This window comes from Stenotrophomonas sp. Steno-Z10-HUANG, assembly GCF_056393075.1.
The window spans coordinates 359,336-385,680 of the sequence record NZ_JBWJPA010000001.1 but is presented as its reverse complement, the minus strand read 5'-3'; the positions used below and the strand labels follow the sequence as shown (position 1 = coordinate 385,680).

The window sequence follows — 26,345 nt, the reverse complement described above, 5'->3', positions numbered from 1 at the left end:
GCCCTGCCCGCCCATGCCGCACACCCACGACCATTGCGACCACCTGCCCGGCGAGGCCTGCAGCGCAGATCACGCACCGGTGCGGCTGGTGCCGCCGCCCTTGTCGCTGTACGTGCACCTGCCCTGGTGCGTGCGCAAATGCCCGTACTGCGATTTCAACTCGCATGCCGGCAAGGGCGCGCTGCCGTTCGACGCCTATGTCGACGCGCTGGTCCGCGACCTGGACCAGGACCTGCCGCTGGTCTGGGGCCGGGTGGTCAGCAGCGTGTTCTTCGGCGGCGGCACCCCCAGCCTGTTCCCGCCCGAGGCGATCGACCGCTTCCTGCAGCAGGCCAGCGCGCGGCTGCGGTTCGCGCCGAACCTGGAAGTGACGCTGGAGACCAACCCCGGCACCGCCGAGCACGGCCGCTTCGACCGCTACCGCGCGGCCGGGGTGAACCGCATCAGCTTTGGCATCCAGACCTTCGACGACGACGCGCTCAGGCGCCTGGGCCGCATCCACGACAGCCGCGAAGCCGAGCGCGCGGTGAAGCTGGCCCGGGATGCCGGCTACGACAACTTCAACATCGACCTGATGTACGCGCTGCCGGAACAGACCCTGGCCCAGGCCGAACATGACCTGGAGCGCGCGTTCGCGCTGGCGCCCACGCACATCTCGCACTACCAGCTCACCCTGGAGCCGAACACGGTGTTCTTCGCGCGGCCGCCGCGCGGCATTCCCGACGAGGACAGCGCCTGGGACATGCAGGAACATTGCCAGGCGCTGCTGGCGCAGGCCGGCTACGGCCAGTACGAGGTCAGCGCCTATGCGCGCGACGGCTGGCAGTGCGCGCACAACCTCAACTACTGGCGTTTCGGCGACTACCTGGGCATCGGCGCCGGCGCGCACGGCAAGATCAGCTCCGGCGCGCAGCAGCAGGTGCTGCGCCGCTGGAAGCACAAGCACCCGCAGGCGTTCATGGAGGCCGCCGGTACCCCGGCGGCGATCGGCGGCGACGACGTGATCGACGCCGCGCGGCTGCCGTTCGAATACATGCTCAACCTGTTGCGCCTGCACGAAGGCTTCGGCCTGCGCGACTTCGAGTCGCGCACCGGGCTGGACCGCGCCGTGCTGCAGCCGGCATTGGCCAGCGCCGTCGAACGCGGCTGGCTGCACCACGACGGCGTCCGCGTCGTCCCCACCGAACTGGGGCGGCGCTTCACCAACGACGTGGTCGAGCTGTTCCTGCCCTGAACAGGGCATTGGGCTGCGCAAGTAGCGGCAGCACCGGCGAAGTGATAGAAATCGCCCACCAGGGGCGGAACGTACAGCGGATGTCAGGCACCACAGCACCCTTTTCCAGCCAGGCGGCGGCGCGGCTTGCCGGCGCGCCGGCCCCCGAACGCGTCCGCCAGCTGCTCCAGGCCGTCCACGGCATTGCCGCCCAGGTGCTGGCCTCGCCGCTGCAGCTGACCATGGTGCAGTTGGAGCGCGAACTGTTCGGCCTCGCCGAGAAGGCGCGCAACAGCCAGGTCCAGGCCGATGTCTATGCGCAGATCCGCCAGCTGGGCGCGCAGGCCGCCGAGTTCCCGGGCTGGTTCCTGGACGCACTGGCCGAGGACCTGGCGCGGCTGCGCCGGCCGTCCACGGCAGGCAACGCCCCGGCGTCGACACCCGCACCGGCGATACCGGCGATGAGCCTGGTCACCGATACCGACATCGACCGCGACATCGTGCTGCACGAGATGGCGCGGCGCGAGAGCTACCGCGCGCAATCGCACCTGCAACTGCTCGGGCAGCGCTTCGGCGTGCTCGCCGCGCAACCGGCGTTCGATGCCGAGAGCCTGCCGGTGGGGCCATATGCGCTGTGCCGGATACTGCGCGCCTGCGGCGAGCGGCTGGGCCTGAACCTGGAAGCGCAGCGGCAGCTCTACCATGTGTTCGAACGGCAGGCGATGGAGCGGCACGTCGAGCTGCTGGACCGCCTGAACATGCTGCTGGCGCGCGAAGGCGTGCTGCCTGGGCTGGTGTACATCCCCTACCTGCCACGGCCGGCAGGCCAGCGCCGCACCGCCGGCGGGCCCGCCGCGGCCACGCGCGAGAGCCCGTCCGCGGCGGCGCCGCGGCCACTGACCCAATGGCAGGGACAGGCGCCGGCGGCGTCATGGGCGGAGGCCGCGATGGGCGCCATGTCCATGCCCGCGGCCGCCGCGCCGGGGCCGGCCCCCGCCACGCCGAACACGACCACGACCACGACTACGACGGCGGCCAGCATGGCCTCGCTGCACGAGCTGCTCGATGCCGCGCGCCAGCTGCTGGCGCAGCAGCTGCAGGCCGGCAGCGGCGGCGCTGCGGGTGCGGGTGCGGGTGCGGGTGCGGGTGCCAGTGCGGGTGCGGGCAGCGGCGGCGGTGGCATGGCCATTCCCCCCGACCTCCTTCCGCAGTTGGCCGCCCTGGGTGGCCAACTGCGTTCCGCCACGCCCGCGCCGGGCGTTGCACTGGCCGACCTGGCGGGCATGGCGCCGCCGGCACACCCGGCCGCCGCGCCGGCGCGCGCGGTGCCCAGCGAGGCGGTGATGGACGTGCTCGCGCGGCTGCAGCCACAGGGCGCGGCCCCCGGCGCGCGCCGCAGTTTCGGCGACATCCAGAAGGCGCTGCTGTCGCAGGTGCGCGCCGAACACGGCGAAAGCGCCACGCTGTCGTCCCGCGACAGCAACACGCTCGACCTGCTGGGCATGCTCTACGGGCAGATCCAGCGCGAAGTACGCAGCAATGGCCCGGCCACCGACCTGCTCAATCGCCTGCAGGTGCCGCTGGCGCGTGCCGCCGTCGGCGACGAGGCGTTCTTCATCCGCGACCAGCACCCGGCGCGCGAACTGCTCAACACCGTGGCCGAGTCGGGCGCGGTATGGCTGGGAGACGACGACGGCGACCCGGCGCTGCTGCAGAAGCTCGGCGAAGCGGTGGACCGGGTCGTCGCCGAGTACCAGGGCGACGAGTCCGTGTTCGCCGCCGCCAACCGCCAGGTGCAGTCGCACCTGCAGGCGGCGGTACGCAAGGCCGAGGTCACCGAACGCCGGCAGATCGAGGCCGCGCGCGGCAAGGAACGGCTGGAAGCGGCCAAGCAGCTGGCTGGCCGCACCATCGGCCAGCTGTGCCGCGCGGCCAACCCGCCCAGGTTCGTGCAGACCCTGCTGCACGAGGCCTGGAGCGACGTGCTGACCCTGACCCTGCTGCGCCAGGGCGAGGACTCGGACGAATGGCGCCAGCGCCAGGAAGCGACGGCGCGCATCGGCCGGATCACCGCCAGCGCCGACGGCGCGGCCGATCCGGCGCTGTGCGGGCAGATCGAGGAATCGCTGCTGCAGGTCGGTTACCACGAGGATGAGGCCGGGGCCATCGCCCGCCGCCTGTCCACGCCCGGCGGCGAGGATGAAATCACCTCGCGCACCGAACTGGCCGCGCGGCTCAAGGCCCGCGCCCGGCTCGGCGGCGACAGCAGCAACGGCGCGGACCCGCAGGCACCGCCGCCTGCCGAACGCACCCCGGCCGAGGAAGGCTTCTACCGGCAATTGCGCACGCTGCCGTTCGGCACCTGGTTCGAGTTCACCATCAACCAGCAGGGCGACGCCCGCCGCCTGCGCCTGTCCTGGTACAGCCTGGTCACCGACAACGCGCTGTTCGTGAACCAGCGCGGGCAGAAGATGGCCGAACATTCGCTCGATGCGCTGGCGCGGCTGATGGCACGCGACCAGCTGCGCGTGGTCACCGAGGACCGCGGCCGGCTGATCGACCGCGCCTGGCAGGCCACCCTGCGCGCCCTGCGCGCGCTTGCCGGCGGCAGCGCCGCACCGGAGTCCGCATGATCCCCGATACCCGGCGCGCCCCGCGCCTGCAGGTGCCTGCGCTGGTGCCGGTCACCGACACCATGACCGCCGGCGTGATCGGCCGGCTCGGCAACGTGTCCGAAACCGGCATGCTGCTGATCGCCTCCGAACCGCTCAACGAGGATGCGCTCTACCAGCTGCGTTTCCCGGTGCCCGACGGTCGCGGCGGCGAGGCACCGATCGACGTCGGCGTGCACCTGCTGTGGCGCGAAGCGGCACAGGCGCCGGGCCACTTCTGGGCCGGCTTCCGCTTCCTGACCCTGGAAAAAGGCCACCGCGAACGCCTGCGGCAGTGGATCGAATCCAGCCTTCCGGCATCCTGAGCGACGGAACCGGCACAGCGGCGCGGCGCCGATTGCGGCACAATTCCGGTTCGATTCCCGCCCTGCCGCGAGCCTGTCCATGAACCTGCCCGATCCCGGCCGCCTGTACGCCGACCACCTGGATGTCCTCGTCCGCCGCGCCGACGAAGCGCTGGCCCGTGGCGGCTTCGATCACCTGGTCGTGCCCAGCGGCCGCCTGCATTACCAGGCCTTCGACGACCGCGACTATCCGTATGCGGTCAACCCGCAGTTCAAGGCCTGGCTGCCGCTGACCCGCGTGCCCGACAGCTGGCTGATCCACACCCCCGGCCGCCGCCCGCAGCTGGTCTACCACCAGCCGCACGATTACTGGCACGCGGTGCCGGCCGCGCCCGATGGCTGGTGGGTCGAGCATTTCGACATCCACGTCATCCGCACCCCGGAACAGGCGCTGGCGCTGCTGCCCAAGGATCCGGCGCGCTGCGCGATTCTCGGCGAAGCGCAGAGCACGCTGGGTGGTTTCGCGCCCAACAACCCGCAGCCGGTCATCGACTACCTGGACTACCACCGCGCGTTCAAGACGCCGTACGAGATCGCGCTGATGCGCCAGGCGCAGGTGCATGCGGTGCGCGGCCACCGCGCCGCCGCGGCCGCGTTCCATGCCGGTGCCAGCGAGTTCGCCATCCACATGGCCTACTGCAGCGCCGTGGGCCAGGACTGCAACGAACTGCCCTACGGCAACATCATCGCGCTCAACGAGCATGCGGCGGTGTTGCACTACACCGATCTCGGTCACGCCGCGCCGCAGCCGGCGCGCAGCTTCCTGATCGACGCCGGTGCGTCGGCGTGCGGCTACGCCAGCGACATCACCCGCACCCATGCCGCCGCCGGCCATGACGAGTTCCAGGCGCTGATCGACGCGGTCGACGCCGCGCAGCGGGGCATGTGCGCGGCGGTGCGCAGCGGCTTCGACTACAAGCAGCTGCACGTCGATGCGCACCTGGCACTGATGGGCATCCTCAAGGACTTCGGCGTGATCACCGTGTCGCCGGAAGCGGCGCTGGCCAGCGGCGTCAGCGCGGCGTTCTTCCCGCACGGCATCGGCCACCTGATCGGTGCGCAGGTACACGACGTGGCCGGTTTCGCCGCCAGCGACCGCGGCGGCCGCATCGAGCGCCCGGCCGGCCACCCCTACCTGCGCATGACCCGGGTGCTGGAGCCGGGCATGGTGGTCACCATCGAACCGGGCGTGTACTTCATCGACATGCTGCTGGACGAAGTGAAGAAGGCCGGCAACGCCGCCAGCGTGAACTGGGCGCGGGTCGACTTCTTCCGTCCCTACGGCGGCATCCGCATCGAGGACGAGGTGCTGTGCACCGACGGCGAGGCCGACAACCTGACCCGTCCGGTGTTCGCCGCGCAGGACTGACCGCATCCGCCGCCGCGCGCATGCATGAGCGGGCCCGGCCGCGCAACGCGGCCGGGGGTTTGATCCGCGCGCGCCCTGGCCGCCGGCGCGCCCACGGTACCGCCGGCTTCCGCGCTGGCGCCCCGGCGGGGGACTGGCCGGCCCGCCGGCAGCGCCGCGGCCGCCGGCAGGGATCCTGCCGGTGCGACGGGCGCGACGCCTGCCGTTTTCGATGCGACCGGAAGGTCGTGCCGCAGGATCCCGGCGGCGGACTTGACCACGCGGGCACGCGGGCGAAGTGCGCGATGGCAGGGCCCGCCCGACCCGCCATGGGAGCTTCTGGAAGGCATGTCTGCGGCGTGCCTTCTGCTTGCACGTACGGGGAAACGCAGGCCGCTGCGGGAAGGCGCGCGGACACCGCTGCCGTTGCCCTGGGCCTTGCTGCCCTGGGCAAGGGCGGACGCCGAGATCAAAGGCGGTCACTCCTGCTCCGCGGCAGCGGGCCGCTTCATCCTTGCGCGCGCACCGAGAAGCAACCCGAAGACAGCACCACGGAGGCGATCCGCCAAACGGCATGCCCGCGCTCCCGGCGACAGCGACGGCCACGCGCAACCCGCCCCGCCCGGACACGCGCGCCTCTGCGCCGCGCGTTCCGCCGCGGTGCCCGGCCTGCTCCCGGGCAAGGAAAAGCACGATGCACGAGTACGGCAGCGCAAGCACGGGTAACGGCAACCGCAACGACAACGACAACGACAACGGCAGAAAAAGCCACGGCGCTGGCATCGCCACTGCGCGTTTGCGTCTCCCTTCCCGCGCCGTGCGCGGCAACACCCAAGCGTGGGCGCCTCAGCGCCCGGCCATGAATGCCTCGATCTGGTCCGCGCTGCGTTCCAGCGCGCCGGTCAGCACGCGGTGGCCCTCGGCGGTGATCAGCACATCGTCCTCGATGCGGATGCCGATGCCGCGCCAGCGCGGCGCCACGCTGGTGTCGTCCGGCGACACGTACAGCCCCGGCTCGATGGTGAACACCATGCCGGCCTCCAGCAGCCGCGATTCGCCGGCGAGCTTGTAATCGCCCACGTCGTGCACGTCCAGGCCCAGCCAGTGCCCGGTCTTGTGCCGGTAGAAGCGCTTGTAGTGGCCCTCGATCAGGTTCTCCTCCAGGTCGCCCTTGAGCAGCCCGAGCCGCAGCAGGCCCTCGGTGAGCACCTCGACCGCGGCCAGGTGGCCTTCCTCGTAGGCAATGCCCGGCTGCGCCTGTTCCAGCGCCGCGGCCTGCGCCGCCAGTACCAGGTCGTGCAGCGCGCGCTGTTCGCGGCTGAAGCGGCCGCTGACCGGGAAGGTGCGGGTGATGTCGCTGGCGTAGCCGCGGTATTCGGCGCCGGCATCGACCAGCACCAGGTCGCCGTCGCCGCTGCCGCCATTGTTGGCGCGGTAATGCAGCACGCAGGCATTGGCGCCGGCGCCGACGATGCTGTTGTAGGCCGGGCAGGCATCGTGGCGGCGGAACTCGCGTTCCAGCTCGGCCTGCAGTTCGTACTCGGCGATGCCGGCGCGCGCGATCCGCATCGCCGTGCGGTGCGCCCGCACGCTGATGTCGGCGGCGTGCTGCATCAAAGCGATCTCGGCCGGCGACTTGAACAGCCGCTGCTCATGCAGCAGGTGGCCCAGCTCCAGGAATTCGTGCGGCGGCTGCGCGCCATGCCGCACCTGCGACCGCACCCGGTTCACCCAGCCGATCAGCTTGAGGTCGAAATCGGCGTCGCGACCGAAGTGGTAATAGACCCGCGAACGCCCTTCCAGCAGGCCCGGCAGGATGTCGTCCAGGTCTTCGATCGGGTAGGCGTCGTCCATGCCATAGCGCGCCACCGCGCCTTCCTGGCCTTCGCGCGGGCCGTCCCAGGCCTCGCGCTCGGGATCGCGCTCGCGGCAGAACAGGATCGTCTCGCCGTGGCGGCGGCCGGGGATCAGCACCAGCACCGCTTCCGGCTCCGGGAAGCCGCACAGGTACCAGAAGTCCGAATCCTGCCGGTACGGGTAATGGGTGTCGTTGCTGCGCACCCGCTCGGGCGCGGCCGGCAACACCAGGATGGCGTCGTCACCGGCCGCTTCCATCAGCTGGCGGCGGCGGTGCGCATACTCGGCGGCAGCGATGCCGGTCAGCGTGTGCATGGCCGCCTCAGTTCAGGCGCTGGCGGTGGCGCGCGCCCATCACGCAGTCGCCGTGCAGCAGCAGCACCGCCACGCGCACGAATTCCTCGATCTCGGCCAGCGCGTCCTCGTCCTCGTCGGCGCTGTCGAATTCCTCGCTGGAGGCCTGCGCCAGCCGCGCCAGGTCCTGCAGCGCCTCCTCGCCCTCCTCGCTCAGCGCCGGACGCTTGCCGGACGCCAGGCCGAATCCGCCGAGGAACGCACGGCACCAGTCGAACAGCGCGTCGGTGCGCGCCTGCAGCGACGCCGCCGGCGCGGCCAGCACCAGCTCGAAGGCGAAATCGCGGTCTTCCAGCTGCGCCACCACCGCTTCGCGCAGGCGGTCGAGCACGCTGCCCGGCTCCGGCGTGGGCAGGTTGTCGTCGGCCAGCACCGTGGCCGGCCACGCCTGCAGGTCGGCGCCGCCGGCGGCCAGCCAGCCGCACAGTCCACCGTGGAGTTCGGCCGGGGTGGCCCCGAGGTCCAGCGCCTGGCTGGCCTGGAGGATGTCGTTGACGGCGGGAAGATCGGTCATGTCACCTGGGTCTGCGGAAAGCGGGAAAGGCCGCCGCGCGCGGCGCGGCAGCGGCCGCACAGTGTAGCAACGGCAGGGCATCGGCCATCTTGACCACCGCCGAGGCGCATGCCTATCGTGCCGGGCATGGATTCCTTCGACCCCGCCGCCCAGCTGCAGGCCCTGGCCGCCCGCCTCGAACTGCTGTTCGAGCGCAACCAGCGCCTGGCCGACGAGAACCGCAGCCTGCGCCAGCAGCAGGAGCAGCTGGTGGCCGAGCGCGCGCAGCTGCTGGCCAAGAACGAGCAGGCCCGCTCGCGGGTGGAAGCGATGATCACCCGCCTCAAGTCGCTGGAGCAGCACACGTGAGCCAGAACGAGCCGGTCAGCGTCCGCATCCTCGATCGCGAGTACACCGTCGGCGTGGAGCCGGCCGAGCGCGACAGCCTCACCGCCGCCGCGCGCATGCTCGACGCGCGCATGCGTGAGATCCGCGGCAACAACCGCATGGCCGCGGTGGACCGGGTGGCGGTACTGGCCGCGCTCAACCTGGCCCATGAACTGCACCTGATGCGCGATGAACTGGCGCAGCAGCAGCAGCGCTTCCAGCACGCGATGAACGACCTCAACCGGCGCCTGGACAGCGCGATCGACGAAGGCCGTTGAGGCCGTCGCATTCATCCGACGGGCGGTTCATTTTTTGCCGCGCGCAACCGCTGCCATCCGCCTGCAACACGGCTATACTGGCGTCGCGTTCTCTGCCGTGAACGACGGCGTGTGCAAACATTCGCCTTGTCCCTTAATGACGACCACGGGGGCGCGACGGCACCGGGTGTGCAGGTCCGCCTTGCAGCGGGAAGCCCGATGGTTCCCCAGCGTCCCCACTTGAACCCCGGGTTCAAGGTCGTTTCGCATGCATCGTCATGGCGGAGAATGCAATTATTCCGGAACGGCGCCGCAAGGCGCCGTTCTTCTTTGCAGGTCCGTGCACCGGCCGGCAGACCGGCCGATAATGCCGCCAGGCCCCGACCCACGCCGCCGATGACTGCCGACGACCGCCAGGCCCTGCGCCGACAACTGCGCCAGCGCCGCCGCGACATCCCCGCCGCCGAGCACATCGCGGCCGCCGATGCGCTGGCCGCACACCTGCTGGCCCTGCCCTTCGCCGATGTCGACGGCCCGGTGGCCGGGTACTGGGCGATGGATGGCGAGATCGCCCTGTACCGCTGGCAGCTGCAGTTGCCCGCGCACCAGACCTACTGCCTGCCGGTGCTGCACGGCACGCTGCTGCGCTTCGCGCCGTGGCGCCCCGGGCAGCCGCTGCGCGCCAACCGCTACGGCATCCCGGAACCGGACATCGATCCGGCGCGCGCGCTGCCGGCGCAGGACATGGCCCTGGTGGTGGCGCCGCTGGTCGGCTTCGACGCACGCGGCCGGCGGCTGGGCATGGGCGGCGGCTGGTATGATCGCAGCTTCGCTTTCCGCCAGCAGCGCAGCGCACCGCCCTGGCTGGTCGGCGCCGGCTTCGCCGCCCAGCAGGTCCCGCTGCTGCCGGCCGCGGACTGGGACGTGGCGGTGGACGCCATCTGCACCGAGCAAGCCATTCTCTACCCGGAACCGTTGCCCGCATGACCGCCCGCAAGCGCTATTGGCTGATGAAGTCCGAACCGGACGCCTTTTCCATCGACGACCTGCAGCGCGTGGGCACCGAACCGTGGAACGGCGTGCGCAACTACCAGGCGCGCAATTTCATGCGCGACGGCATGAAGGTCGGCGACGGCATCCTGTTCTACCACTCCAACACCAAGGTGCCGGGCATCGTCGGCATCGCCACGGTGGCCAGCGACGCCTACCCGGACGACACCCAGTTCGATCCGCGCTCCGACTACTACGACCCCAAGGCCAGCCGCGAACAGCCGCGCTGGTACCTGGTGGACGTGGCTTTCGAACGCAAGCTGGCGCAGGTGATCGCGCTGGACCAGATCAAGCGCCACGCCGACGCGCTCGGCGAAGGCTTCCCGCTGACCGCCAAGGGCAACCGCCTGTCGGTGTTCCCGGTCACCGGCGCGCAGTGGAAGCTGCTGCTGTCGCTGGAAAACAAGCCGCAGGCCTGATCCCGCCGCCGCGGCCGCCACGGGCGCTGCCGGGCAGCGCCGGATCCGCCGCCGCGCCTGTTCCCTCTCCTCCAACGCCATCGAGTCCACCATGTCCGAAGCCAAGCGCCTGGCCGCCGAAAAAGCCATCGAGTACGTGCAGAAGGGAATGATCGTCGGGGTCGGCACCGGCTCCACGGTCGCCTACTTCATCGACGCGCTGGCGCGCATCAAGGACCAGATCGAAGGCGCCGTCTCCAGCTCCGAGCAGAGCACCGCCCAGCTCCGCGGCCACGGCATCGAGGTGCTGGACCTGAACCACACCGGCGGCCTGTCGCTGTACGTGGATGGCGCCGACGAATGCGATCCGCACAAGCACCTGATCAAGGGCGGCGGCGCCGCGCTGACCCGCGAGAAGATCATCGCCGAGGCCAGCAAGCAGTTCGTGTGCATCATCGACCCGAGCAAGCAGGTACCGGTGCTGGGCCGGTTCCCGCTGCCGGTGGAAGTGATCCCGATGGCGCGCAGCCTGGTGGCGCGCGAGATCCTGGCCCTGACCGGCGGCCAGCCGGTATGGCGCGACGGCGTGGTCACCGACAACGGCAACCTGATCCTGGACGTGCACAACCTGTCCATCACCGACCCGGTGAAGCTGGAGCAGCAGCTCAACCAGATCCCGGGCGTGGTCACCGTCGGCCTGTTCGCGCGCCGCCCGGCCGACGTGGTCATCGTCGGCGGGCAGCCGCCGCAGGTGCTGTAAGCGCGGGCAGGCGGCGCTGGCCGCGGCCGTGCCTCAGCGCGGCGCGGCCTGCAGCCAGGCCTGCCACTGGCGGTCGAGCGCGGGCAGCGTGGCCGGCAACCCGAAGCCCGGGCCGGTGTCGGCCAGCCAGTCCTCGAAACTGCCGCCGGCGGCGATCCGCGCGCTGATGCTGCCGAGCACGCCGGCGCGGGTGGCCGCGGTGGCCTGCACCAGGAAATCGGCCCAGCCCTGGACCAGCGCGTAGTAGCGCGCGCCGGCCGCCGCGTCGCCGGCCTCGGCCGGGCTGCGATAGACCAGGCTGACGCCCTTGGCGGCCGGCGCGGCCTGGTCCCGCGGGCGCGCCGGATTGGCCATGGCCAGGAAATCGGCCAGCGCCGGCAGCGGCTGCGCCGGATCGGTGCCCATGCCGTGCAGCAGGCGCCGCCGATGCGCCGCCAGGTCGTCGGCCTCCAGCACCATCGCCGCCGCCTCGTTGAGCCAGTCCGGGCTGCGCGCGTGGCCATGCCCGGCGGTCCGGCCCAGGTCCGGCCAGTAGGTCAGGTTGAAGCGCACGTGGCCCAGTTCGTGGCGGGTCAGGTTGCGCCAGATCGCCTGGCCGATGGCCGGGTTGGCGGCCAGCAGCCGGCGGGCCGGATCGTCGGCCGGCTGGCTGGCCTCGCGGGCGGCCTGGAAGGCCTGCATGCCGGGCCAGTCGAGCACCTGCACGGCGCCCGCGGCGGCCAGCCGCGCGCGCGCATCGGCAGCGATGCCCTCCGGCGCGTCCAGCAGCACCGCCAGGCGCAGCGGCGCACGCGCGAACAGGCGCTCGAACGCCGCGGCGCTGGCGGCCAGGTCATCGCCGAGCAGGCGCACCTGCGCCGCGTCGGGGCCGTAGACCCAGCCATGCGCACCGGCGGCGCAGTAATCCAGGCCCGGCAGCGGCGGGCAGCCGGTATCGGCCCGTGCGGCGCCGGCCACCAGCAGCAGCAGCGGCACCAGGACGGGGGCGGGGGAACGGGAACGGGCCATGCGCGCATCTCCGGTTGGGATGCTTCCCTGACGCATGCACGCGGCAAATGTGTCCAGCCGGGCGCGGGCCCGGCGACGGCGTCAGCGTGCCGGACGCCGGCCGTTCTGCGCCAGCACCGCCACCAGCTCGCCGACCAGTTCGCGCTGCCGCGCCGGCAGGCCGAGGAAGGTATCGATCACCGCGCGCTCGCGCGCGCCCACCGCATGCCATTCGCCACGGGCCTCGGCGACCCGCGCCGGCTCGCCGAAGCGCAGGGTCTGCGGCGACACCCCGAACAGGTCGGCCAGCACCTGCAGCTTGTCCTGCTCGGGGATGGAGCGGCCGGACAGCCAGCGCGACGCACTCTGGAAACTCACCGAACGCCCGGTGTAGCGCGCGTTGAACAGGCGGAAGAGGATCGCCGGCCGCGGTTCGTACCCAGCCGCGCTCATCGCCTGCCCCAAGCGGCGGGAAAATTCGAAGCGTTCGTCGCTCATGGCCGGAAACGTTACGGACCACGCCTGCGACGGGATCACCTGTTACTTTCATTTTAATTAACTAATTGCTTTCATTGGCCATGGACCCATGCGCGACGCCCGTGCGGCGCCCGCCCCCTGCCAAGGAGAAGCACCATGCACAGCGCCCCCGCCGCCGGTGCGGCACCGGAGCACTTCATCCGCCACTACCTGGACGTGGACTACCGCGGCCGCTACGCCGGCGTGCTGCGGCGGCACCCGGCGCCATCGGAAGCCATCGCCGAACTGTGCCTGTTCCGCTTCTGGCTGGCCTGCCGCGCCTATGCGCATTCGGGCGCGGCGCCGGCACCGGTGCCGCCGCTTTACCTGCCGCCGCACTGGGCACCGCCGCGGCAGGCCGCCGGCGTGGACATCAGCCACGCGCTGGACGCCTGGTACGGGCACCTGCTGGAAAGCCGCTTCAACCTGTATGACCGCTTCTTCCACCTGGGCCGCAACCGCGACGATCCGCTGGGGCTGGACGCGGTGGCGCTGGCGCTGTCGTGCCAGCTGTTCGTGCAGCCCTGCGCGGCCATGCGCACGTGCCTGCGGCATGAGGTGCACAGCCTGTTTTCCGCGGTGCATGCCGCCTTCGCCCCGCCATCGCCCGCGCCGCAGCCGCCCCGCGGCGGCGCTTGACGCCACGCCACGCATCCGTGAAGGTGCGCAGCGCCTCCTTTCGCTTCGTGGATCACGCCATGTCCCTGCCGCGCCATGCCGCCTGCCTGTCCGTCTTGCTGTTGCTGGGCGGTTGCGCCAGCGCCGGCGGGCACTGGGTGGAACTGGGCGGCACGCGCTACCACGTGGAGCTGGCGCAGGACGACGCCAGCCGCGCGCGCGGGCTGATGTTCCGCGACCACATGGACGCGGACCGCGGCATGCTGTTCATCCATGACCGCGTGGAACCGCAGGCGTACTGGATGAAGAACACCCACATCCCGCTGGACATCCTCTACTTCGACGACGCCCGCCGGCTGGTCAGCCAGCAGCGCGACGTACCGCCGTGCTCGGCCGGCGACGCCTGCCCGCCGTACCCCAGCTTCAAGCCGGCGCGCTATGTGCTGGAACTCAATGCCGGCCAGGCCGCGCGGCTGAAACTGGAGGACGGCACCGAACTGGTGCTCGGGCCCGGCATCCCCAGCGGCAAGTGAGCGCGCGCGGCGCGTCGGGTTGATCGCGCCGTTCGGCCGGGTGCCTTGAACGCGCCGTTCGGCCGGGTGCCTTGAACCGGCCACGCTTTGCCGCCAGTCTTGGGGCATGTCCGATACCCGCCTGACCCTGCCGCAGTGGGATGCGCTGGCCGACCTGGCCGACGACGCATTGCCGCTGCTGCCGACCGCGCTGCTGATCGCGCGCGATGAATACCCGCAGCTGGACCCGGGCCGCTACGACCGCCTGCTGCAGGCGCATGCCGACCACCTGCGGGTGGAAGTGGCGGCCATCGCCGAATGGCCGCTGAAAGTGGCGGCGATCAACCACCACCTGTTCAACGAACTGGGCTACAGCGGCAACCACGACGCCTACTACGACCCGCGCAACAGCTATCTCAACGAGGTGGTCACGCGCCGGCTCGGCAACCCGATCTCGCTGGCGCTGGTGCAGATGGAAGTCTGCCGCCGGCTCGGCCTGCCGCTGGAGGGCATTTCCTTTCCCGGCCATTTCCTGGTGCGGCTGCCGGTGGAGGAAGGCGTGCTGGTGATGGACCCGTTCAACGGCGGCCGCCCGCTGGGCGTGGACGAACTGCGCGAGCGCGCGCGCAACAACCTGGGCGGGGAGGCCCCCGATGACCAGGTGCTGGCGCAGATCCTGGACCCGGCGCCGGCACGCGCGATCCTGATGCGCATGCTGCGCAACCTGTATGGCGTGTACGCCGAGCGCGAGGAATGGGACCGCGCCGCGCGCAGCGCGGACCGTATCCTGAAACTGGCCCCGGAACAGAGCGAGGCGCTGCGCGACCGCGGCCTGGCCTACCTGCGCCTGGACCACCGGGCCGGCGCGCGCGCGGACCTGTCGCTGTACCTGCGGCGCGAACCCGATGCCGCCGACGCGGCGCAGGTGCGCGAACAGCTGATCGACCTCGGCGGCGAACGGCCGCAGCTGCACTGACCTTCGCACGCGGGCGCTGCCCGCACGCTGCCTCGACCTGTGATGCGGGCCCTGACCCGCGCTGCATTGACCTGTGGATGCGGGGCTTGCCGCGCATGCGGCTTCACCGGGAACGCGCATGCGGGGCAAGCCCCGCACCTACGGCATCCCGGCGCCGGCTGGACTCAGTCCAGCACCACCATCTCGAAATCGTCCTTGGTGGTGCCGCAATCCGGGCAGGTCCAGGTCTCAGGCACGTCTTCCCAGCGCGTGCCCGCGGCGATGCCCTCTTCGGGCAGGCCTTCGGCTTCGTTGTAGATGAAACCGCAGACGACGCACATCCAGGTGCGCAAGGTGGAGGCGGAAGCGTCGGACATCGGATAATCACGGCAACACGAGGGCGGTCGCAGATTGTCCCATTCCCGCCGCCGTACAGGTAGCCATCCATGTCCCAGCCCATCCGTGCCGCCCGCGGCGTCTATCTGATCACCCCCGACGAGGCCGACACCGCGCGCCTGCTCGAACGCGTGCAGCCGCTGCTCGCCGCCGGCGCCACCTGGCTGCAGTACCGCAACAAGAGCGCCGACGCCGGCACCCGGCATGAGCAGGCGCGGGCGCTGCAGGCGCTGTGCGCGGCCAGCAGCGTGCCGCTGATCATCAACGACGATGCCGCCCTGGCCGCCGCCGTCGGCGCGGCCGGCGTGCATCTGGGCGAGGACGACGGCGACATCGCCGCCGCGCGCACGCTGCTCGGCCCCGGTGCCATCATCGGCGCGTCCTGCTACGACCAGCTGGCGCTGGCGCAGCGGGCCGTGGCCGCCGGCGCCAGCTACGTGGCGTTTGGTGCGTTCTTTCCCAGCCGCAGCAAGGCCACCACCCGGCGCGCGCATCCGCGGCTGCTGCACGAGGCCGCGGCGCTGGGCGTGCCGCGGGTGGCGATCGGCGGCCTGGCCGCGGACAACGCGGCGCCGCTGGTCGCGGCCGGCGCCGACCTGCTGGCGGTCATCAGCAGCGTGTTCACCGCCGACGACCCGGTGGCCGCGCTGCGCGGCTACCAGGCCTGCTTCGCCACCGCCTGAGCAGCGGCGGGGCGCGGCTTCGGCCTTGCCACCAGGCGGACAACGCATCTGCAAGGCCCGGCCTCGCGCAGCGCCGGCCCGGGGCTACGCCGGGGCGCCGGGCGCACACGACCACGGGAACCTGTACCGGACGATGCCCCCGCAAAGCCCCGCTACGCGGCCAGGCTTCCGCAGCGCCGGCCCAGGGTCACGCTGGGGGCGCCGGGCGCGCACGACCACGGGAACCTGTAACGGACGACGTCCCCCGCAAGGCCCGGCTACGCGGCCAGGCCTCCGCAGCGCCGGCCCAGGGTCACGCTGGGGCGCCGGACGCGCACGACCACGGGACCCTGCAACGGACGACATCCTCCGCAAGGCCCAGCTACGCGGCCAGGCCCCCACAGCGCCGGCCCAAGGCCAGCCGGGGCGCCGGGCGCACACGACCACGGGAGCCTGTGGCGGGCGGCGACGCCGGGCGCCGCGGGTTGGGTCGCGCGCCCCTGCCCTGCTTCCCCGCGCGGCGGGCTTGTCGGTTCGACGGGGCTGTGCGGCTGCACGGCGGCGTGCTGCGGGGGATCGCCGCAGGCAGCAGCCCCCGGCAAACCCGGGCAGCGGCGACGGAAGCGCCGCGGCGGCGGCGCATGCCCCCGGCCCGCCCCCCCTTCCCGTGGGGAGCGGGGCTTGAACGGCGCGCTTACTCCAGCGCCGCCTTGACCGCCGCCGGGTCGGCCAGGGCCTGCACCTGGCGGATCAGGCGCACGGTGTTGCCGCCGAGGATGGCGCTGATCTGGCGCTCGTCGTAGCCGGCGTCGAGCAGCGCCTGCACCACCTTGGGCAGTGCGGCGATGTCCTCGTAACCGTCCACGCCACCGCCGCCGTCCCAGTCCGCGCCCAGGCCGACGTGCTCCCAGCCGGCCACCTTGATGATGTGCAGCAGGTGGCGCATGTAATCGTCGAAATCGGCCTTGCGGATGTTGTACTTCGCGTCCAGCGCGGCCAGCTGCGCCTTGAGCTGCGCGCGCTCGGCCGCGCCCAGGTCGGCGCGGTCGCCGAACGCGTCGTAGAGCTTGCGCCGCTCGGCGCGGTATTCCGGGGTGGCGCCGGTGTCGACCAGGTAACCGCCCAGCGAGTTCACCTGGATCACGCCGCCCTTCTTCGCCAGCGCGCGGATGCGCGCGTCGTCGATGTTGCGCGAATGCGCGAACACGTCGTAGGCGCCACTGTGGGAGAGGATGATCGGCGCCTTGCTCAGCGCCAGCATCTGGTCGAACACCGTGTTGGACGCGTGCGACTGGTCGATAATGATGCCCAGCCGGTTGGCCTGCGCGATCAGCGCCTTGCCCTTCTCGCTGAGGCCGCCGTGCTCGCCCTCCGGGGCCACGCCCATGCCGGCCGAATCGGCGAAGTCGTTGTGGCTGATGTGCGCCAGCGAAATCATCCGCAGGCCCTGCTTGTAGTAGAAGCTGAGCAGGCTGGGATCGGCCTCCAGCGGGTAGGCGTTCTCCATGCTGATGTAGACCGACTTCCTGCCGGCGGCCTTGATCCGCGCCGCATCGTCGGCAGTGGTGGCCAGCTCGAACTTGTCCGGGTTGGCCGCGACCATCTCGCGGATCTCGGACAGGCGCCTGAGCCCGGCGTCGCGCGCCTTCAGGTTGCCCCCGGCATCGCGCTCGCCCTGGCTGGTGAACACCACCCAGAAGCCGCCATCGAGCCCGCCTTCGACCATGCGCGGGTAATCGACCTGCGAACCATCGTCCTGGAAGTCGTGGCGGTCGGTGATCCTCCAGCCGGGCCGCGAGAACAGCGCCGGCGTGTCCAGATGGGTGTCCAGGTTGATCGCCCGGGCCTGGATGGCGCGCGCGCGTTCGGAGATCTTCGCCGGGCCGGTGCCGGCCTGGGCGGTGGTGGCGACAGCCAGCAGCAGCGCGGCCGACAGCGCACCGGCCTTGAACGTCATGTCGAACTTCATGGCTCTCCCTTGGGGACGGATCGTGGCGCATTCTTGCATGCGCCCGCCGCGCCCCTGCGGGCCATTGGTCATGGCGGCGGCGGCGCGTGGCAGCGCCCGGCGCGAAAGCGGACAATGGGCGCATTCTTTCGTCACTCCCGTGCCTGCCATGTCCCTGAACCACGACCAGTCCCACGCCCTGTTCACCCGCGCGCAGCAGCTGCTGCCCGGCGGCGTCAACTCGCCGGTGCGCGCGTTCAAGTCGGTCGGCGGCGAACCGTTCTTCGTGCAGCATGCCGACGGCGCCTACCTGCATGACGTGGACGGCAACCGCTACATCGACTACGTCGGCTCGTGGGGCCCGATGATCGTCGGCCACAACCACCCGGCGGTGCGCGAGGCGGTGCAGCGGGCCATCGGCAATGGTCTGTCGTTCGGCGCGCCCTGCCCGGCCGAGGTGACCATGGCCGAAACCATCACCCGCCTGGTGCCGTCGTGCGAGATGGTGCGCATGGTCAACTCCGGCACCGAGGCGACGCTGTCGGCGATCCGCCTGGCGCGCGGTGCCACCGGCCGCAGCAGGATCGTCAAGTTCGAAGGCTGCTACCACGGCCATGGCGACTCGTTCCTGGTCAAGGCCGGCAGCGGCATGCTGACCCTGGGCGTGCCGACCTCGCCGGGCGTGCCGGCCGGGCTCAGCGAGCTGACCCTCACCCTGCCCTACAACGATTTCGAAGCCGCCACCGCGCTGTTCGAGGCGCAGGGTAGCGAGATTGCCGGGCTGATCATCGAACCGGTGGTCGGCAACGCCAACTGCATCCCGCCGCGCGACGGCTACCTGCAGCACCTGCGCGAGCTGTGCACCCGGCATGGCGCGCTGCTGATCTTCGACGAAGTGATGACCGGCTTCCGCGTGGCGCTGGGCGGCGCACAGGCGCACTACGGCATCACCCCGGACCTGACCACCTTCGGCAAGATCATCGGCGGTGGCATGCCGGTGGGCGCCTACGGCGGCCGCCGCGACCTGATGCAGCAGATCGCCCCGGCCGGCCCGATCTACCAGGCTGGCACGCTGAGTGGCAACCCGGTGGCGATGGCCGCCGGCCTGGCGATGCTGGAGCTGATCCAGGCGCCCGGCTTCCACGCCGACCTGGCCGCACGCACCGCGCGCCTGTGCGAGGGCCTGGAGGCGGCCGCGCGCGAGGCTGGCGTCGCCGTCACCACCACCTGCGTCGGCGCGATGTTCGGGCTGTTCTTCACCGACCAGAAGGTGGAGACCTACGCCCAGGCCACCGCCTGCGACATCGCCGCGTTCAACCGCTTCTTCCACGCGATGCTGGAGCGCGGCGTGTTCCTGGCGCCGTCGGCCTACGAGGCCGGGTTCCTGTCCAGCGCGCACGACGACGCGGTGATCGACGCCACCCTGGCCGCCGCGCGCGAAGCGTTCAAGGTGGTCGCCGCCTGAGGCCCGGGTAGATGCGGGGCCTGCCCCGCATCGGCCTTCCGCACACAGCCCCCGTGCCGGGCAAGGCCCGGCACCCGCGCTGCGTGCATGAAAACGGCATCGCGCGCCGAAGTGCGCTCCTGCAGAAGGCTGCCCGCATGATCCAGACGCTGCTGCTCGATTTCGACGGCCTGCTGGCCGACTACGACCATTCCTGCCACCTCCAGCACCTGGCGGCGCGGGCCGGCTGCGCGCCGGCCATGGTCGACGCGGCGCTGCGCGGCGAGCACCTGGAACGGGCGCACGCGCGCGGCGACCTGGAAGGCGAGGCATTGCTGCAGGCGTTGAACACACGCCTCGACAGCCGCCTGTCCGCCGCCGACTGGTTCGCCGCACGTACCGCGGCCAGTGCCCTGCGCCACGACACGCTCGCCCTGCTGCGGCAGCTGCGCCCGGCGGTCCGCGTCGCCGTGCTGACCAACAACGGCCCGCTGAGCGTGGCCGCGATCACCGCGCTGCTGCCCGGCATCGAGGTGCTGTGCAGCGCCACGCTGGGCGTGCGCAAGCCCGACCCGCGGATCTACCTGGCCGCGACCGCACGGCTCGACGGCGTACCGGCCCGCACCCTGTTCGTCGATCACCTGTTCCGCAACGTGCAGGGCGCGCGCAGCGCCGGCCTGCACGCGGACACCGCACACCACACCCAGTCGCTGCGCCGCGTGCTGCGCCGCTACCGCCTGCTCTGAGCGCCCGGCGGACGCGGGCCGCGCCGCCAGCCCGCCGTATCCTGCATTCCCCCGCGCGACAGCCACCACGACGCGGCGGCGTCTTGCCGTGTGCACGCCTGCACCGAGCCGCGCCGGCCGTGGCCGGCGCGGTCGCCCGCGCTCAGGGCCGGGCGTCCCCCGGCGCCGTGCCCGGCGCAGCGCAGCGCGGTGCCGGCCCGCGGCAGCGGCGGCGGCTGTCGCCGGTCATGTCCGCGTTGAACGCATCGCCGTTCTCGCCATACACCGGCGCCTGTGCGCCCTGCTGCCCGTAGCGCACCTGCAGACCGATGCTGGTGCTGTGCATCGCGTTGCGGCCCTGCTCGCGGCCCAGCAGCAGCGAGAACAGCCAGCCGCTGTCCAACTGCAGGTCCATGCCCGCGCCCAGCGACAACATGTCGTCGTTGTAGCTGCGCATCGCCAGCACGTAGTCGGCGTCGCGCGGGCGCTGCTGGTAGTTCACCGCCACGTCGCCGCGGTTTTCCAGCGCACCGCGGTATTCGATGCGCCAGTGCGGGCGCCAGCTCAGCCGGTCGCGCTGGAACAGCATGCTGCCCTCCAGGCCCAGCGCCAGCGCGCTGTTGTCCACCCGCTGCCGGCCATAGGCCAGGTCATAGGCGCCCAGCCCGGTCTCGCGGTAGCCGTCCAGCGTCGCCCGGTGTCCGTCATAGCGGCCATAGCCGGTCAGGCTCAGCCCGGAGGCACTGCGATGTTCGTAGCCGAAGGTCAGCGCGCCGAACCACTGGTCGCCGCTGCGCGTGGCCTGGGCGCTGGCGTTGGCCAGCTCGCTCCAGCGGACCAGGTCGAAGTCCAGCCGGCCGTTGGCCAGCAGGCCGTCCACGAACAGGTGCTCGCCCAGCCGCCACAGGCCGTAGACCGCCAGCGAGCGCTGGTCGGCATCCACCTTGGACGGGGTGTCGTCGAAGTCGGTGCCCTGCCGGCCCCAGCTGCCGGCCAGGCCCAGCAGCACGTTCTCGCCCACCGCCCGGTCCGCGCCCAGGGTGAGGCCGCCGGTGTTGAAGTCGAAACCGCCGCCGGCGCGGCCGTTGCGCCCGGTCTTGCCGAAGCTCGCGGTACCGGCCAGCCACAGGCCCCAGCCTTCCGGCAGCGCCGGCAATGCCGCTTCGGCCACGCGGCCCACCGGCATCGACAGCCCCGGCACGCCCTGGCTGCCGGCATAGGCCAGCGCCATGTTGACGCTGCTGGCGTTGTGCCCGCCGCGCACCTGCCGCAGGCGGTCGCGGATGTTGTCGCCCTGCACCTGCGCGAAGCGCACGCTGGCGTCGACCTGCGCCTGGATGCCAGCGCTGACCTGCGCGTCCAGGGTCGGGTCCGGACGGGGGCTGACCACCAGCGTGACCGACACCGTGCCGGTGAGGTAGTTGGGGGTCGCCGCCTGGGTGGCGGTCAGCGTGGTCGTGCCTTCGCCCACCAGGGTGACGGTGCGGCCGTTGACCGTGGCCACCGCCGGGTTGCTGCTGGCGAAGGTGAAGGCGCCGGGGCTGTTGCTCTGCGGCAGCGGCAGCTCGAAATCGGCCTGGCCGTACATCTTCTGCAGGTCGTCGATCCAGCCCAGCTCCGGCGCGGCGACCAGCTCGCTGGCGCTGTCGGCCTGGCCTTCGCCGGCCAGGTTGTAGGCGGCCACGGTGAACACGTAGTCCACCCCGCCGGCCAGCCCCTGCACCAGGATCGGCGAGCCGCTGCCGGTGGCCGTGACCACGCCCGGCGTGGCCGCCGCGCGCAGGCCCATGCCGCGGGCGGCCGCTGCCACGCGGGTCTGCGGCGTCGCGGTGACCCGGTACCCGTCGATGGGCGCACCACCGGTGAACCCCGGCGGCACGAACGCCACGCTCACCTGCCCGGGGCCGACGGGTGTCAGCGTCTGGATCTCCGGCACGCCCGGCGGCACCGGATCGATCCGGAACGTGCGCGTGGCCGAGGCCGGGCGATGGGTGGCATCGCCGGCCTGGGTGGCCACCACGGTGCAGTTGCCGGCCTGCACGAAGGCCAGCAGGCCGTCGCTGGTGACCGTGCATACGTCCTGCGTCGGCGAGGCGAAGGTCACCGGCAGCCCGGAGTCGGCGCGGGCGGACAGCACCGGCACCTGGTCGAAGCGCTGCGTGCCCACCTAGTCGAAGAGCACCGCCTGCAGCACCTGCGGCACCACCGGCGCCGAGGGCGCCGAGGGCGCGCTGGTGCCGGCCGCGGCCGCGGCGGTGAGGGTGAAGGTGTAGCTCACCCCGTCGGTCAGCCCGCGCACGGTGATCGGCGAGGCCGTACCGCTAGCGGTGATGCCGCCGGGCTGCGCGGTGACCGTGTAGGTCACCGGCTGGCCGGTGGGCGCCGACGGCGTGAATGCCACGTCCACCTCGCCCGAGCCGCGTACGCTCACTTCGCCCACCACCGGCGTCTGCGGCACCAGCGCGGTAACGTTGAACGATTGCGTCAGCGACGCTGCCAGGTGGCTGGCATCACCGTCCTGGTGCACCGTCACCGTGCAGGTGCCGGCGCTGGCAAAGGCCAGCACGCCGGCGGCGGTGACCGTGCATACCGCCGGGGTGGAGGAAACAAAGCGCAGTGGCAGGCCGGAGTCGACCGAGGCCACCAGCGTCGGCGTGGTGCCGAACGCCTGCGCGCCTGGGTTGGCGAAGGTGATGACCTGGGTCACCGCCGTGGTCACTGCATTGGAGGCGGCCGACGACGTACCGGTGCCCACGCTGTTGCTGGCGGTCACGGTGAAGGTGTACGCGGTGCCCGTGTCCAGCCCGTTGACCGTGATCGGCGAGCCGCTGCCGGTGGTCGGACCGCCGGCCACTGCCGGGCTGGGTGTCACCGTGTAGCCGGTGATCGCGGTGCCGCCATTGGACGCCGGTGCGCTGAAGCTCACCGACACCCGGCCGGGGCCGGTCACCGTGGCGGTACCGATGGTCGGTGCGCCCGGGACCACCGCGTTGACGGTGAACGAACGGGTGACTTGGGTCGCGGCCAGATAGCTGCCGTTGCCGGCCTGGTCGGCGTTGATGGTGCAGGTGCCGGCACTGAGGAAGGTCAGCGCGCCGCCGGCGGTGATGGTGCACACCGCGGTCGTGGACGAGGTGAAGGTCGGGGACAGCCCCGAATCGGAGGTCGCGCTCAGCGTCTGCGTGGTGCCGAAGGTCTGCGTACCCGGGTTGGCGAAGGTGATGGTCTGGGCCGCCTTGGGGGTGATGCTGTTGGACACGGCCGACGCCGCGCCGGTGCCCGCGCTGTTGTCCGCGGTGACGGTGAAGGTATAGGCCTGGCCGTTGGTCAGGCCGGTGACCACGATCGGCGAGCTGGCACCGTTGACCGGCGCCACATCGGCCGGCGACACCGTCACGGTATAGCCCAGCACGGGGCTGCCGCCGGTGTTGGCCGGCGCCATGAACGCCACGCTGGCCTGGGTGTCGCCGGCGACGGCGGTGCCGATGGTCGGTGCGCCCGGCACCACCGGATTGACCGTGAACGAGCGCGAGACCTGCGGTGCCGGCAGGTAACTACTGCTCCCTGCCTGATTGGCGTTGATGGTGCAGGTACCGGCAGTGATGAACGTCAGAACGCCGCCGGAGGTGATGGTGCACACGCCGGTGGTGGACGAGGAGAACGCCACCGCCAGGCTGGAGGTGGCCGTGGCCGACAACGTCGGCGACGTCCCGAAATTCTGCGCACCGGGATTGGCGAAGGTGATGACCTGCGGCGAGGCCGGGGTGATGCTGTTGGATGCCGCCGACGCCGAGCCGGTGCCCACACTGTTGGTGGCGGTCACGGTGAAGGTGTAAGGCACCCCGTTGGTCAGGCCGGTCACCGTGATCGGCGAGCCGGCGCCGGTGCCGGTGAAGCCTCCCGGGTTGGAGGTCACCGTGTATGCGGTGATCGCCGCGCCACCGGTGCTGGCCGGCGCGGTGAACGCCACGTCCGCCTGGGCATTGCCGGCCGTGGCCGTGCCGATGGTCGGCGCGCCCGGGACAACGGCATTGACCGCGAACGTCTGCGACACCGTCGGCGCGGCATGGGTGGCGGCATTGCCGGCCTGGTCGGCGTCGATGGTGCAGCTGCCTGCGCTGACGAAGGTCAGCGCGCCGCCGGCGGTGATGGTGCATACCGCCGGGGTGGACGAGGAGAACGTCACCACCAGCCCGGAGCTGGCCGTGGCCGCCAACGTCGGCGACGTGCCGAAGTTCTGCGCCGGGGGCGGGTCGAAGGTGATGGTCTGGCTGGCCTTCGGTGTGGCCGGGTTGCTGGCGCTGGAAGCGGTGCTGGTGCCGACGGCGTTGGTCGCCGTCACCGTGAAGGTATAGGCGGTGCCGTTGCTCAGGCCGGTCACGGTGATCGGCGAGGTGGTGAATCCGTTGCCGCCGGCGCTGATCCCGCCGGGATTGGAGGTGACCGTATACCCGGTGATGGCCGAACCGCCGTTGTTGACCGGCGCGGTGAAGGCCACCGACACCTGCCCGTCGGCGGCCGTGGCCGTGCCGATGGTCGGCGCACCTGGCGCGGTGGGGATGGCCACGGTATGGGTCGTGCCCACGGTGAACGCGGCCGGCGGGCCATTGCCGGCGCCGTCGACGATGTTGGTGGACGCGTTGAGGTTGACCTTCAGCGTGCCATTGCCGGTGATGCCGTCGACGACAACGGTGTAGCTGCTGCCGCTGCCGGACACGCTGGTGATGGTGCCCGCGGCGGTACCGGTGCTGGCCAGGGCGAAATCGTCGGTGGACACGCCACTCACCGGCTCGCTGAAGGTGACGCTGAAGCTCACCGAGGTATCCGTCGAGGCCGCGCCGCCGGCAGGCGCGATGGCGCTCACCACCGGCGCGGCGCCATCGATGACCAGGGCCTTGTTCGCGCCAAGCGAGTTGGCCGCGCCCGGCACGGGCAGGGTCAGGGTGGCAGTGTTGCCGGCCGCGTCCTTGATGGTGCCGCCGTTGAGCGCCAGCGCGGTGGTGGAAACGTAATCCAGGTCGGCGCTGGTTTCGCCGGCCTGCACCGTGTAGTTGAACGTCAGCGTGCTGGTGCCGCTGCCACTGGCGTAGTTGACCGCGCGGTCGGTGGCGCCGGTTTCCAGGGCCAGCTGCGGGGTGCCGGTGACTGTCACCGCCTCGCTGAAATCGACCTGGATCGAAACAACCTCGCCGGCCTTGTAGGTGCCGTTGGCGGTACTGGAGGTCACCCCGGAAACCGTGGGCGCCACGCCGTCGATGACGAGGTTCCTGTTCGCGCCCAGCGAGCCGGCCGCGCCCGGCGCCGGCAGCGTCAGCAGCGCATTGTTGCCCGCCAGGTCCTTGATGGTGCCGCCGTTGAGGGCCAGGGCGCTGGTGGACACGTAGTCCAGATCGGCGCTGGTATCGCCGGCCTGCACGGTGTAGCTGAAAGTCAGGGTGCTGCTGTTGGAACCGCTGGTGTAGTTGATGACGCGGTCGGTGGTGCCGGTTTCCAGGGTCAACTGCGGCGTGCCGGTGACCAGCACGGTCTCGCTGAAACCGATCTGGACATTGATGACCTCACCCACCTTGTACGTGCCGTTGGCGGTGCCCGAGGTCACGTTGGCCACCGCCGGCGGCGTGGTGTCGGGCGACCGCACATTGCTGACATCGATGTTGTCGATGGCGAAGAAATAGACAGGCCTTCCACCGGCCAAGGTGATGCGGAACTCGTCGATGCCGACAAACGATGGGCTCACCGTGCCCAGCGGCCAGTTGGCGCTACCGGCATCGGTGAGCGAGAACGCCTGGCTGGCGCCGGGAACCGGGTTGCCATTGATGTAGCCGGTGACGAAGAAGTTGACCGTGTTCCCTGCACCCGACGTGTCGTCGGTCGCCGAGAACTGGAAGCTGGATAGGTCGAACAGGCTGCCGTCGCTGGAAGCGACCCGGAACGAGCTCAGCGGCTCGCCGTCAGAGGCTGAATCGCTGTAGTAGATGCCATCGTCGGTCCCGTAGTAGAGATCGCCCGCCGCGATATGGATCTGGTTGCTCGTGAGCGTATAGACGGTCACGTCCCATCCGCTGTTGCGGACATTGCTGGCCTTCACGCCGGCGCTGCCAGTACCCGCCGCCAGTGGCGCGTCATAGCCTCCCGAGCCGAAACCCGTCAATCCGTTGGACGGGGTAGCCGCCAAGGCCGGGGCGCTCCAGGCCAGCGCAGCCAGAAACGCCACGACCGGTACGGCCCTTGCCAGCAAAGCAGACGCCTGTCGCCGCCATGCCCGGAACCTGGCCGCGGAAAAAACTGCGTGGATGACGGTCGACATGCGTTTCCCCTGAACCCCATAGGCAAAGGGGCGGCCCGCCCACCGGCGACCCGCCCACGAATGAATCTCTCAATATCCCCTACCGCAGAAAGCAGCCGGATCCGATCACGCCCCCTCTCACCGGGTCTGGCGGATCATCGAC

23 protein-coding genes and 1 other RNA gene are annotated in these 26,345 nt (G+C 71.4%); 16 read left to right on the top strand and 8 right to left on the bottom strand.

What is annotated here, in order from left to right; all coding sequences use genetic code 11:
• Nucleotides 1-13: 13 nt before the first annotated feature.
• The 4 genes from hemW to pepQ all read left to right on the top strand — a co-directional run bounded on the left by hemW (nt 14) and on the right by pepQ (nt 5,598).
• Nucleotides 14-1,234, top strand: a complete 1,221-nt coding sequence (hemW, locus tag AC06E6_RS01725) for a radical SAM family heme chaperone HemW (protein WP_240212271.1) — start codon at nt 14-16, stop codon at nt 1,232-1,234.
• A gap of 80 nt (nt 1,235-1,314) precedes the next feature.
• Nucleotides 1,315-3,846 (top strand): DUF1631 domain-containing protein, encoded by a 2,532-nt coding sequence (locus AC06E6_RS01720; protein WP_478060096.1) that lies wholly within the window; start codon nt 1,315-1,317, stop codon nt 3,844-3,846.
• Nucleotides 3,843-4,190 carry a PilZ domain-containing protein gene (locus AC06E6_RS01715; protein ID WP_104939477.1) on the top strand — a complete coding sequence of 116 codons (348 nt, stop codon included), beginning with the start codon at nt 3,843-3,845 and terminating at the stop codon, nt 4,188-4,190. The genes AC06E6_RS01720 and AC06E6_RS01715 overlap by 4 nt, the downstream gene beginning before the upstream one ends.
• A 79-nt stretch (nt 4,191-4,269) precedes the next feature.
• A complete protein-coding gene (gene pepQ, locus AC06E6_RS01710; protein ID WP_478060094.1) occupies nt 4,270-5,598 on the top strand; it encodes a Xaa-Pro dipeptidase in 1,329 nt (442 codons plus the stop codon).
• An 825-nt stretch (nt 5,599-6,423) separates the two neighbouring features.
• On the opposite strand, the gene AC06E6_RS01705 is transcribed toward pepQ, so the two are convergent.
• On the bottom strand, nt 6,424-7,749 hold the full coding sequence (locus AC06E6_RS01705; protein ID WP_240212274.1) for an aminopeptidase P N-terminal domain-containing protein: 1,326 nt from the start codon (nt 7,747-7,749) through the stop codon (nt 6,424-6,426).
• A gap of 7 nt (nt 7,750-7,756) precedes the next feature.
• The gene (locus AC06E6_RS01700) at nt 7,757-8,302 is read right to left on the bottom strand and encodes a YecA/YgfB family protein (RefSeq protein WP_161614983.1); all 546 of its coding nucleotides are present in this window, start codon (nt 8,300-8,302) and stop codon (nt 7,757-7,759) included.
• Nucleotides 8,303-8,428: 126 nt separating this feature from the next.
• On the opposite strand from AC06E6_RS01700, the gene AC06E6_RS01695 reads away from it, so the two are divergent.
• The 6 genes from AC06E6_RS01695 to rpiA all read left to right on the top strand — a co-directional run bounded on the left by AC06E6_RS01695 (nt 8,429) and on the right by rpiA (nt 11,133).
• Nucleotides 8,429-8,650, top strand: a complete 222-nt coding sequence (locus AC06E6_RS01695; protein ID WP_104939479.1) for a TIGR02449 family protein — start codon at nt 8,429-8,431, stop codon at nt 8,648-8,650.
• On the top strand, nt 8,647-8,946 hold the full coding sequence (locus AC06E6_RS01690) for a cell division protein ZapA (protein ID WP_161614984.1): 300 nt from the start codon (nt 8,647-8,649) through the stop codon (nt 8,944-8,946). Before AC06E6_RS01695 ends, AC06E6_RS01690 begins: the two co-directional genes overlap by 4 nt.
• Before the next feature lie 86 nt (nt 8,947-9,032).
• A non-coding RNA gene (ssrS, locus tag AC06E6_RS01685) (6S RNA) lies at nt 9,033-9,217 on the top strand.
• Nucleotides 9,218-9,321: 104 nt separating this feature from the next.
• A complete protein-coding gene (locus AC06E6_RS01680; RefSeq protein WP_104939481.1) occupies nt 9,322-9,912 on the top strand; it encodes a 5-formyltetrahydrofolate cyclo-ligase in 591 nt (196 codons plus the stop codon).
• A complete protein-coding gene (locus AC06E6_RS01675) occupies nt 9,909-10,394 on the top strand; it encodes an EVE domain-containing protein (protein WP_104939482.1) in 486 nt (161 codons plus the stop codon). Before AC06E6_RS01680 ends, AC06E6_RS01675 begins: the two co-directional genes overlap by 4 nt.
• Nucleotides 10,395-10,485: 91 nt before the next feature.
• On the top strand, nt 10,486-11,133 hold the full coding sequence (gene rpiA, locus AC06E6_RS01670) for a ribose-5-phosphate isomerase RpiA (RefSeq protein WP_104939483.1): 648 nt from the start codon (nt 10,486-10,488) through the stop codon (nt 11,131-11,133).
• A 33-nt stretch (nt 11,134-11,166) separates the two neighbouring features.
• On the opposite strand, the gene AC06E6_RS01665 is transcribed toward rpiA, so the two are convergent.
• Nucleotides 11,167-12,141, bottom strand: a complete 975-nt coding sequence (locus tag AC06E6_RS01665; RefSeq protein ID WP_240212275.1) for a hypothetical protein — start codon at nt 12,139-12,141, stop codon at nt 11,167-11,169.
• A gap of 81 nt (nt 12,142-12,222) precedes the next feature.
• The gene (locus AC06E6_RS01660) at nt 12,223-12,618 is read right to left on the bottom strand and encodes a helix-turn-helix domain-containing protein (RefSeq protein WP_161614986.1); all 396 of its coding nucleotides are present in this window, start codon (nt 12,616-12,618) and stop codon (nt 12,223-12,225) included.
• A gap of 135 nt (nt 12,619-12,753) precedes the next feature.
• Here AC06E6_RS01660 and AC06E6_RS01655 point away from each other — a divergent pair, with 135 nt between their 5' ends.
• The 3 genes from AC06E6_RS01655 to AC06E6_RS01645 all read left to right on the top strand — a co-directional run bounded on the left by AC06E6_RS01655 (nt 12,754) and on the right by AC06E6_RS01645 (nt 14,742).
• Nucleotides 12,754-13,275, top strand: a complete 522-nt coding sequence (locus AC06E6_RS01655; RefSeq protein ID WP_104939486.1) for a hypothetical protein — start codon at nt 12,754-12,756, stop codon at nt 13,273-13,275.
• Between the two features lie 59 nt (nt 13,276-13,334).
• Entirely contained in the window at nt 13,335-13,787 is a 453-nt protein-coding gene (locus AC06E6_RS01650) for a DUF192 domain-containing protein (protein ID WP_240212276.1), read from the top strand.
• A gap of 106 nt (nt 13,788-13,893) precedes the next feature.
• Entirely contained in the window at nt 13,894-14,742 is an 849-nt protein-coding gene (locus AC06E6_RS01645) for a SirB1 family protein (protein ID WP_161614988.1), read from the top strand.
• Between the two features lie 164 nt (nt 14,743-14,906).
• Here AC06E6_RS01645 and AC06E6_RS01640 read toward each other — a convergent pair whose 3' ends face one another.
• The gene (locus AC06E6_RS01640; protein WP_104939489.1) at nt 14,907-15,098 is read right to left on the bottom strand and encodes a rubredoxin; all 192 of its coding nucleotides are present in this window, start codon (nt 15,096-15,098) and stop codon (nt 14,907-14,909) included.
• A 69-nt stretch (nt 15,099-15,167) separates the two neighbouring features.
• Here AC06E6_RS01640 and thiE point away from each other — a divergent pair, with 69 nt between their 5' ends.
• Nucleotides 15,168-15,800 carry a thiamine phosphate synthase gene (thiE, locus tag AC06E6_RS01635; protein WP_240212277.1) on the top strand — a complete coding sequence of 211 codons (633 nt, stop codon included), beginning with the start codon at nt 15,168-15,170 and terminating at the stop codon, nt 15,798-15,800.
• Between the two features lie 673 nt (nt 15,801-16,473).
• On the opposite strand, the gene AC06E6_RS01630 is transcribed toward thiE, so the two are convergent.
• Nucleotides 16,474-17,736 carry a dipeptidase gene (locus AC06E6_RS01630; RefSeq protein ID WP_345778724.1) on the bottom strand — a complete coding sequence of 421 codons (1,263 nt, stop codon included), beginning with the start codon at nt 17,734-17,736 and terminating at the stop codon, nt 16,474-16,476.
• Nucleotides 17,737-17,902: 166 nt separating this feature from the next.
• On the opposite strand from AC06E6_RS01630, the gene hemL reads away from it, so the two are divergent.
• Nucleotides 17,903-19,192: a glutamate-1-semialdehyde 2,1-aminomutase gene (hemL, locus tag AC06E6_RS01625; RefSeq protein ID WP_240212313.1), complete on the top strand. Its 1,290-nt coding sequence runs from the start codon at nt 17,903-17,905 to the stop codon at nt 19,190-19,192.
• Between the two features lie 137 nt (nt 19,193-19,329).
• Entirely contained in the window at nt 19,330-19,917 is a 588-nt protein-coding gene (locus tag AC06E6_RS01620) for an HAD-IA family hydrolase (protein ID WP_478060089.1), read from the top strand.
• Nucleotides 19,918-20,059: 142 nt separating this feature from the next.
• On the opposite strand, the gene AC06E6_RS01615 is transcribed toward AC06E6_RS01620, so the two are convergent.
• Entirely contained in the window at nt 20,060-22,063 is a 2,004-nt protein-coding gene (locus AC06E6_RS01615; protein WP_478060087.1) for an autotransporter domain-containing protein, read from the bottom strand.
• The gene (locus tag AC06E6_RS01610) at nt 22,064-26,110 is read right to left on the bottom strand and encodes a beta strand repeat-containing protein (RefSeq protein WP_478060086.1); all 4,047 of its coding nucleotides are present in this window, start codon (nt 26,108-26,110) and stop codon (nt 22,064-22,066) included. It abuts the gene before it with no gap.
• Nucleotides 26,111-26,345: the final 235 nt, after the last annotated feature.

Coding starts and splice junctions, on each gene's coding strand:
- hemW (WP_240212271.1), top strand. CDS start 14: ATGCCGCACACCCACGACCATTGCGACCACCTGCCCGGCGAGGCCTGC.
- AC06E6_RS01720 (WP_478060096.1), top strand. CDS start 1,315: ATGTCAGGCACCACAGCACCCTTTTCCAGCCAGGCGGCGGCGCGGCTT.
- AC06E6_RS01715 (WP_104939477.1), top strand. CDS start 3,843: ATGATCCCCGATACCCGGCGCGCCCCGCGCCTGCAGGTGCCTGCGCTG.
- pepQ (WP_478060094.1), top strand. CDS start 4,270: ATGAACCTGCCCGATCCCGGCCGCCTGTACGCCGACCACCTGGATGTC.
- AC06E6_RS01705 (WP_240212274.1), bottom strand. CDS start 7,749: ATGCACACGCTGACCGGCATCGCTGCCGCCGAGTATGCGCACCGCCGC.
- AC06E6_RS01700 (WP_161614983.1), bottom strand. CDS start 8,302: ATGACCGATCTTCCCGCCGTCAACGACATCCTCCAGGCCAGCCAGGCG.
- AC06E6_RS01695 (WP_104939479.1), top strand. CDS start 8,429: ATGGATTCCTTCGACCCCGCCGCCCAGCTGCAGGCCCTGGCCGCCCGC.
- AC06E6_RS01680 (WP_104939481.1), top strand. CDS start 9,322: ATGACTGCCGACGACCGCCAGGCCCTGCGCCGACAACTGCGCCAGCGC.
- AC06E6_RS01675 (WP_104939482.1), top strand. CDS start 9,909: ATGACCGCCCGCAAGCGCTATTGGCTGATGAAGTCCGAACCGGACGCC.
- rpiA (WP_104939483.1), top strand. CDS start 10,486: ATGTCCGAAGCCAAGCGCCTGGCCGCCGAAAAAGCCATCGAGTACGTG.
- AC06E6_RS01665 (WP_240212275.1), bottom strand. CDS start 12,141: ATGGCCCGTTCCCGTTCCCCCGCCCCCGTCCTGGTGCCGCTGCTGCTG.
- AC06E6_RS01660 (WP_161614986.1), bottom strand. CDS start 12,618: ATGAGCGACGAACGCTTCGAATTTTCCCGCCGCTTGGGGCAGGCGATG.
- AC06E6_RS01655 (WP_104939486.1), top strand. CDS start 12,754: ATGCACAGCGCCCCCGCCGCCGGTGCGGCACCGGAGCACTTCATCCGC.
- AC06E6_RS01650 (WP_240212276.1), top strand. CDS start 13,335: ATGTCCCTGCCGCGCCATGCCGCCTGCCTGTCCGTCTTGCTGTTGCTG.
- AC06E6_RS01645 (WP_161614988.1), top strand. CDS start 13,894: ATGTCCGATACCCGCCTGACCCTGCCGCAGTGGGATGCGCTGGCCGAC.
- AC06E6_RS01640 (WP_104939489.1), bottom strand. CDS start 15,098: ATGTCCGACGCTTCCGCCTCCACCTTGCGCACCTGGATGTGCGTCGTC.
- thiE (WP_240212277.1), top strand. CDS start 15,168: ATGTCCCAGCCCATCCGTGCCGCCCGCGGCGTCTATCTGATCACCCCC.
- AC06E6_RS01630 (WP_345778724.1), bottom strand. CDS start 17,736: ATGACGTTCAAGGCCGGTGCGCTGTCGGCCGCGCTGCTGCTGGCTGTC.
- AC06E6_RS01620 (WP_478060089.1), top strand. CDS start 19,330: ATGATCCAGACGCTGCTGCTCGATTTCGACGGCCTGCTGGCCGACTAC.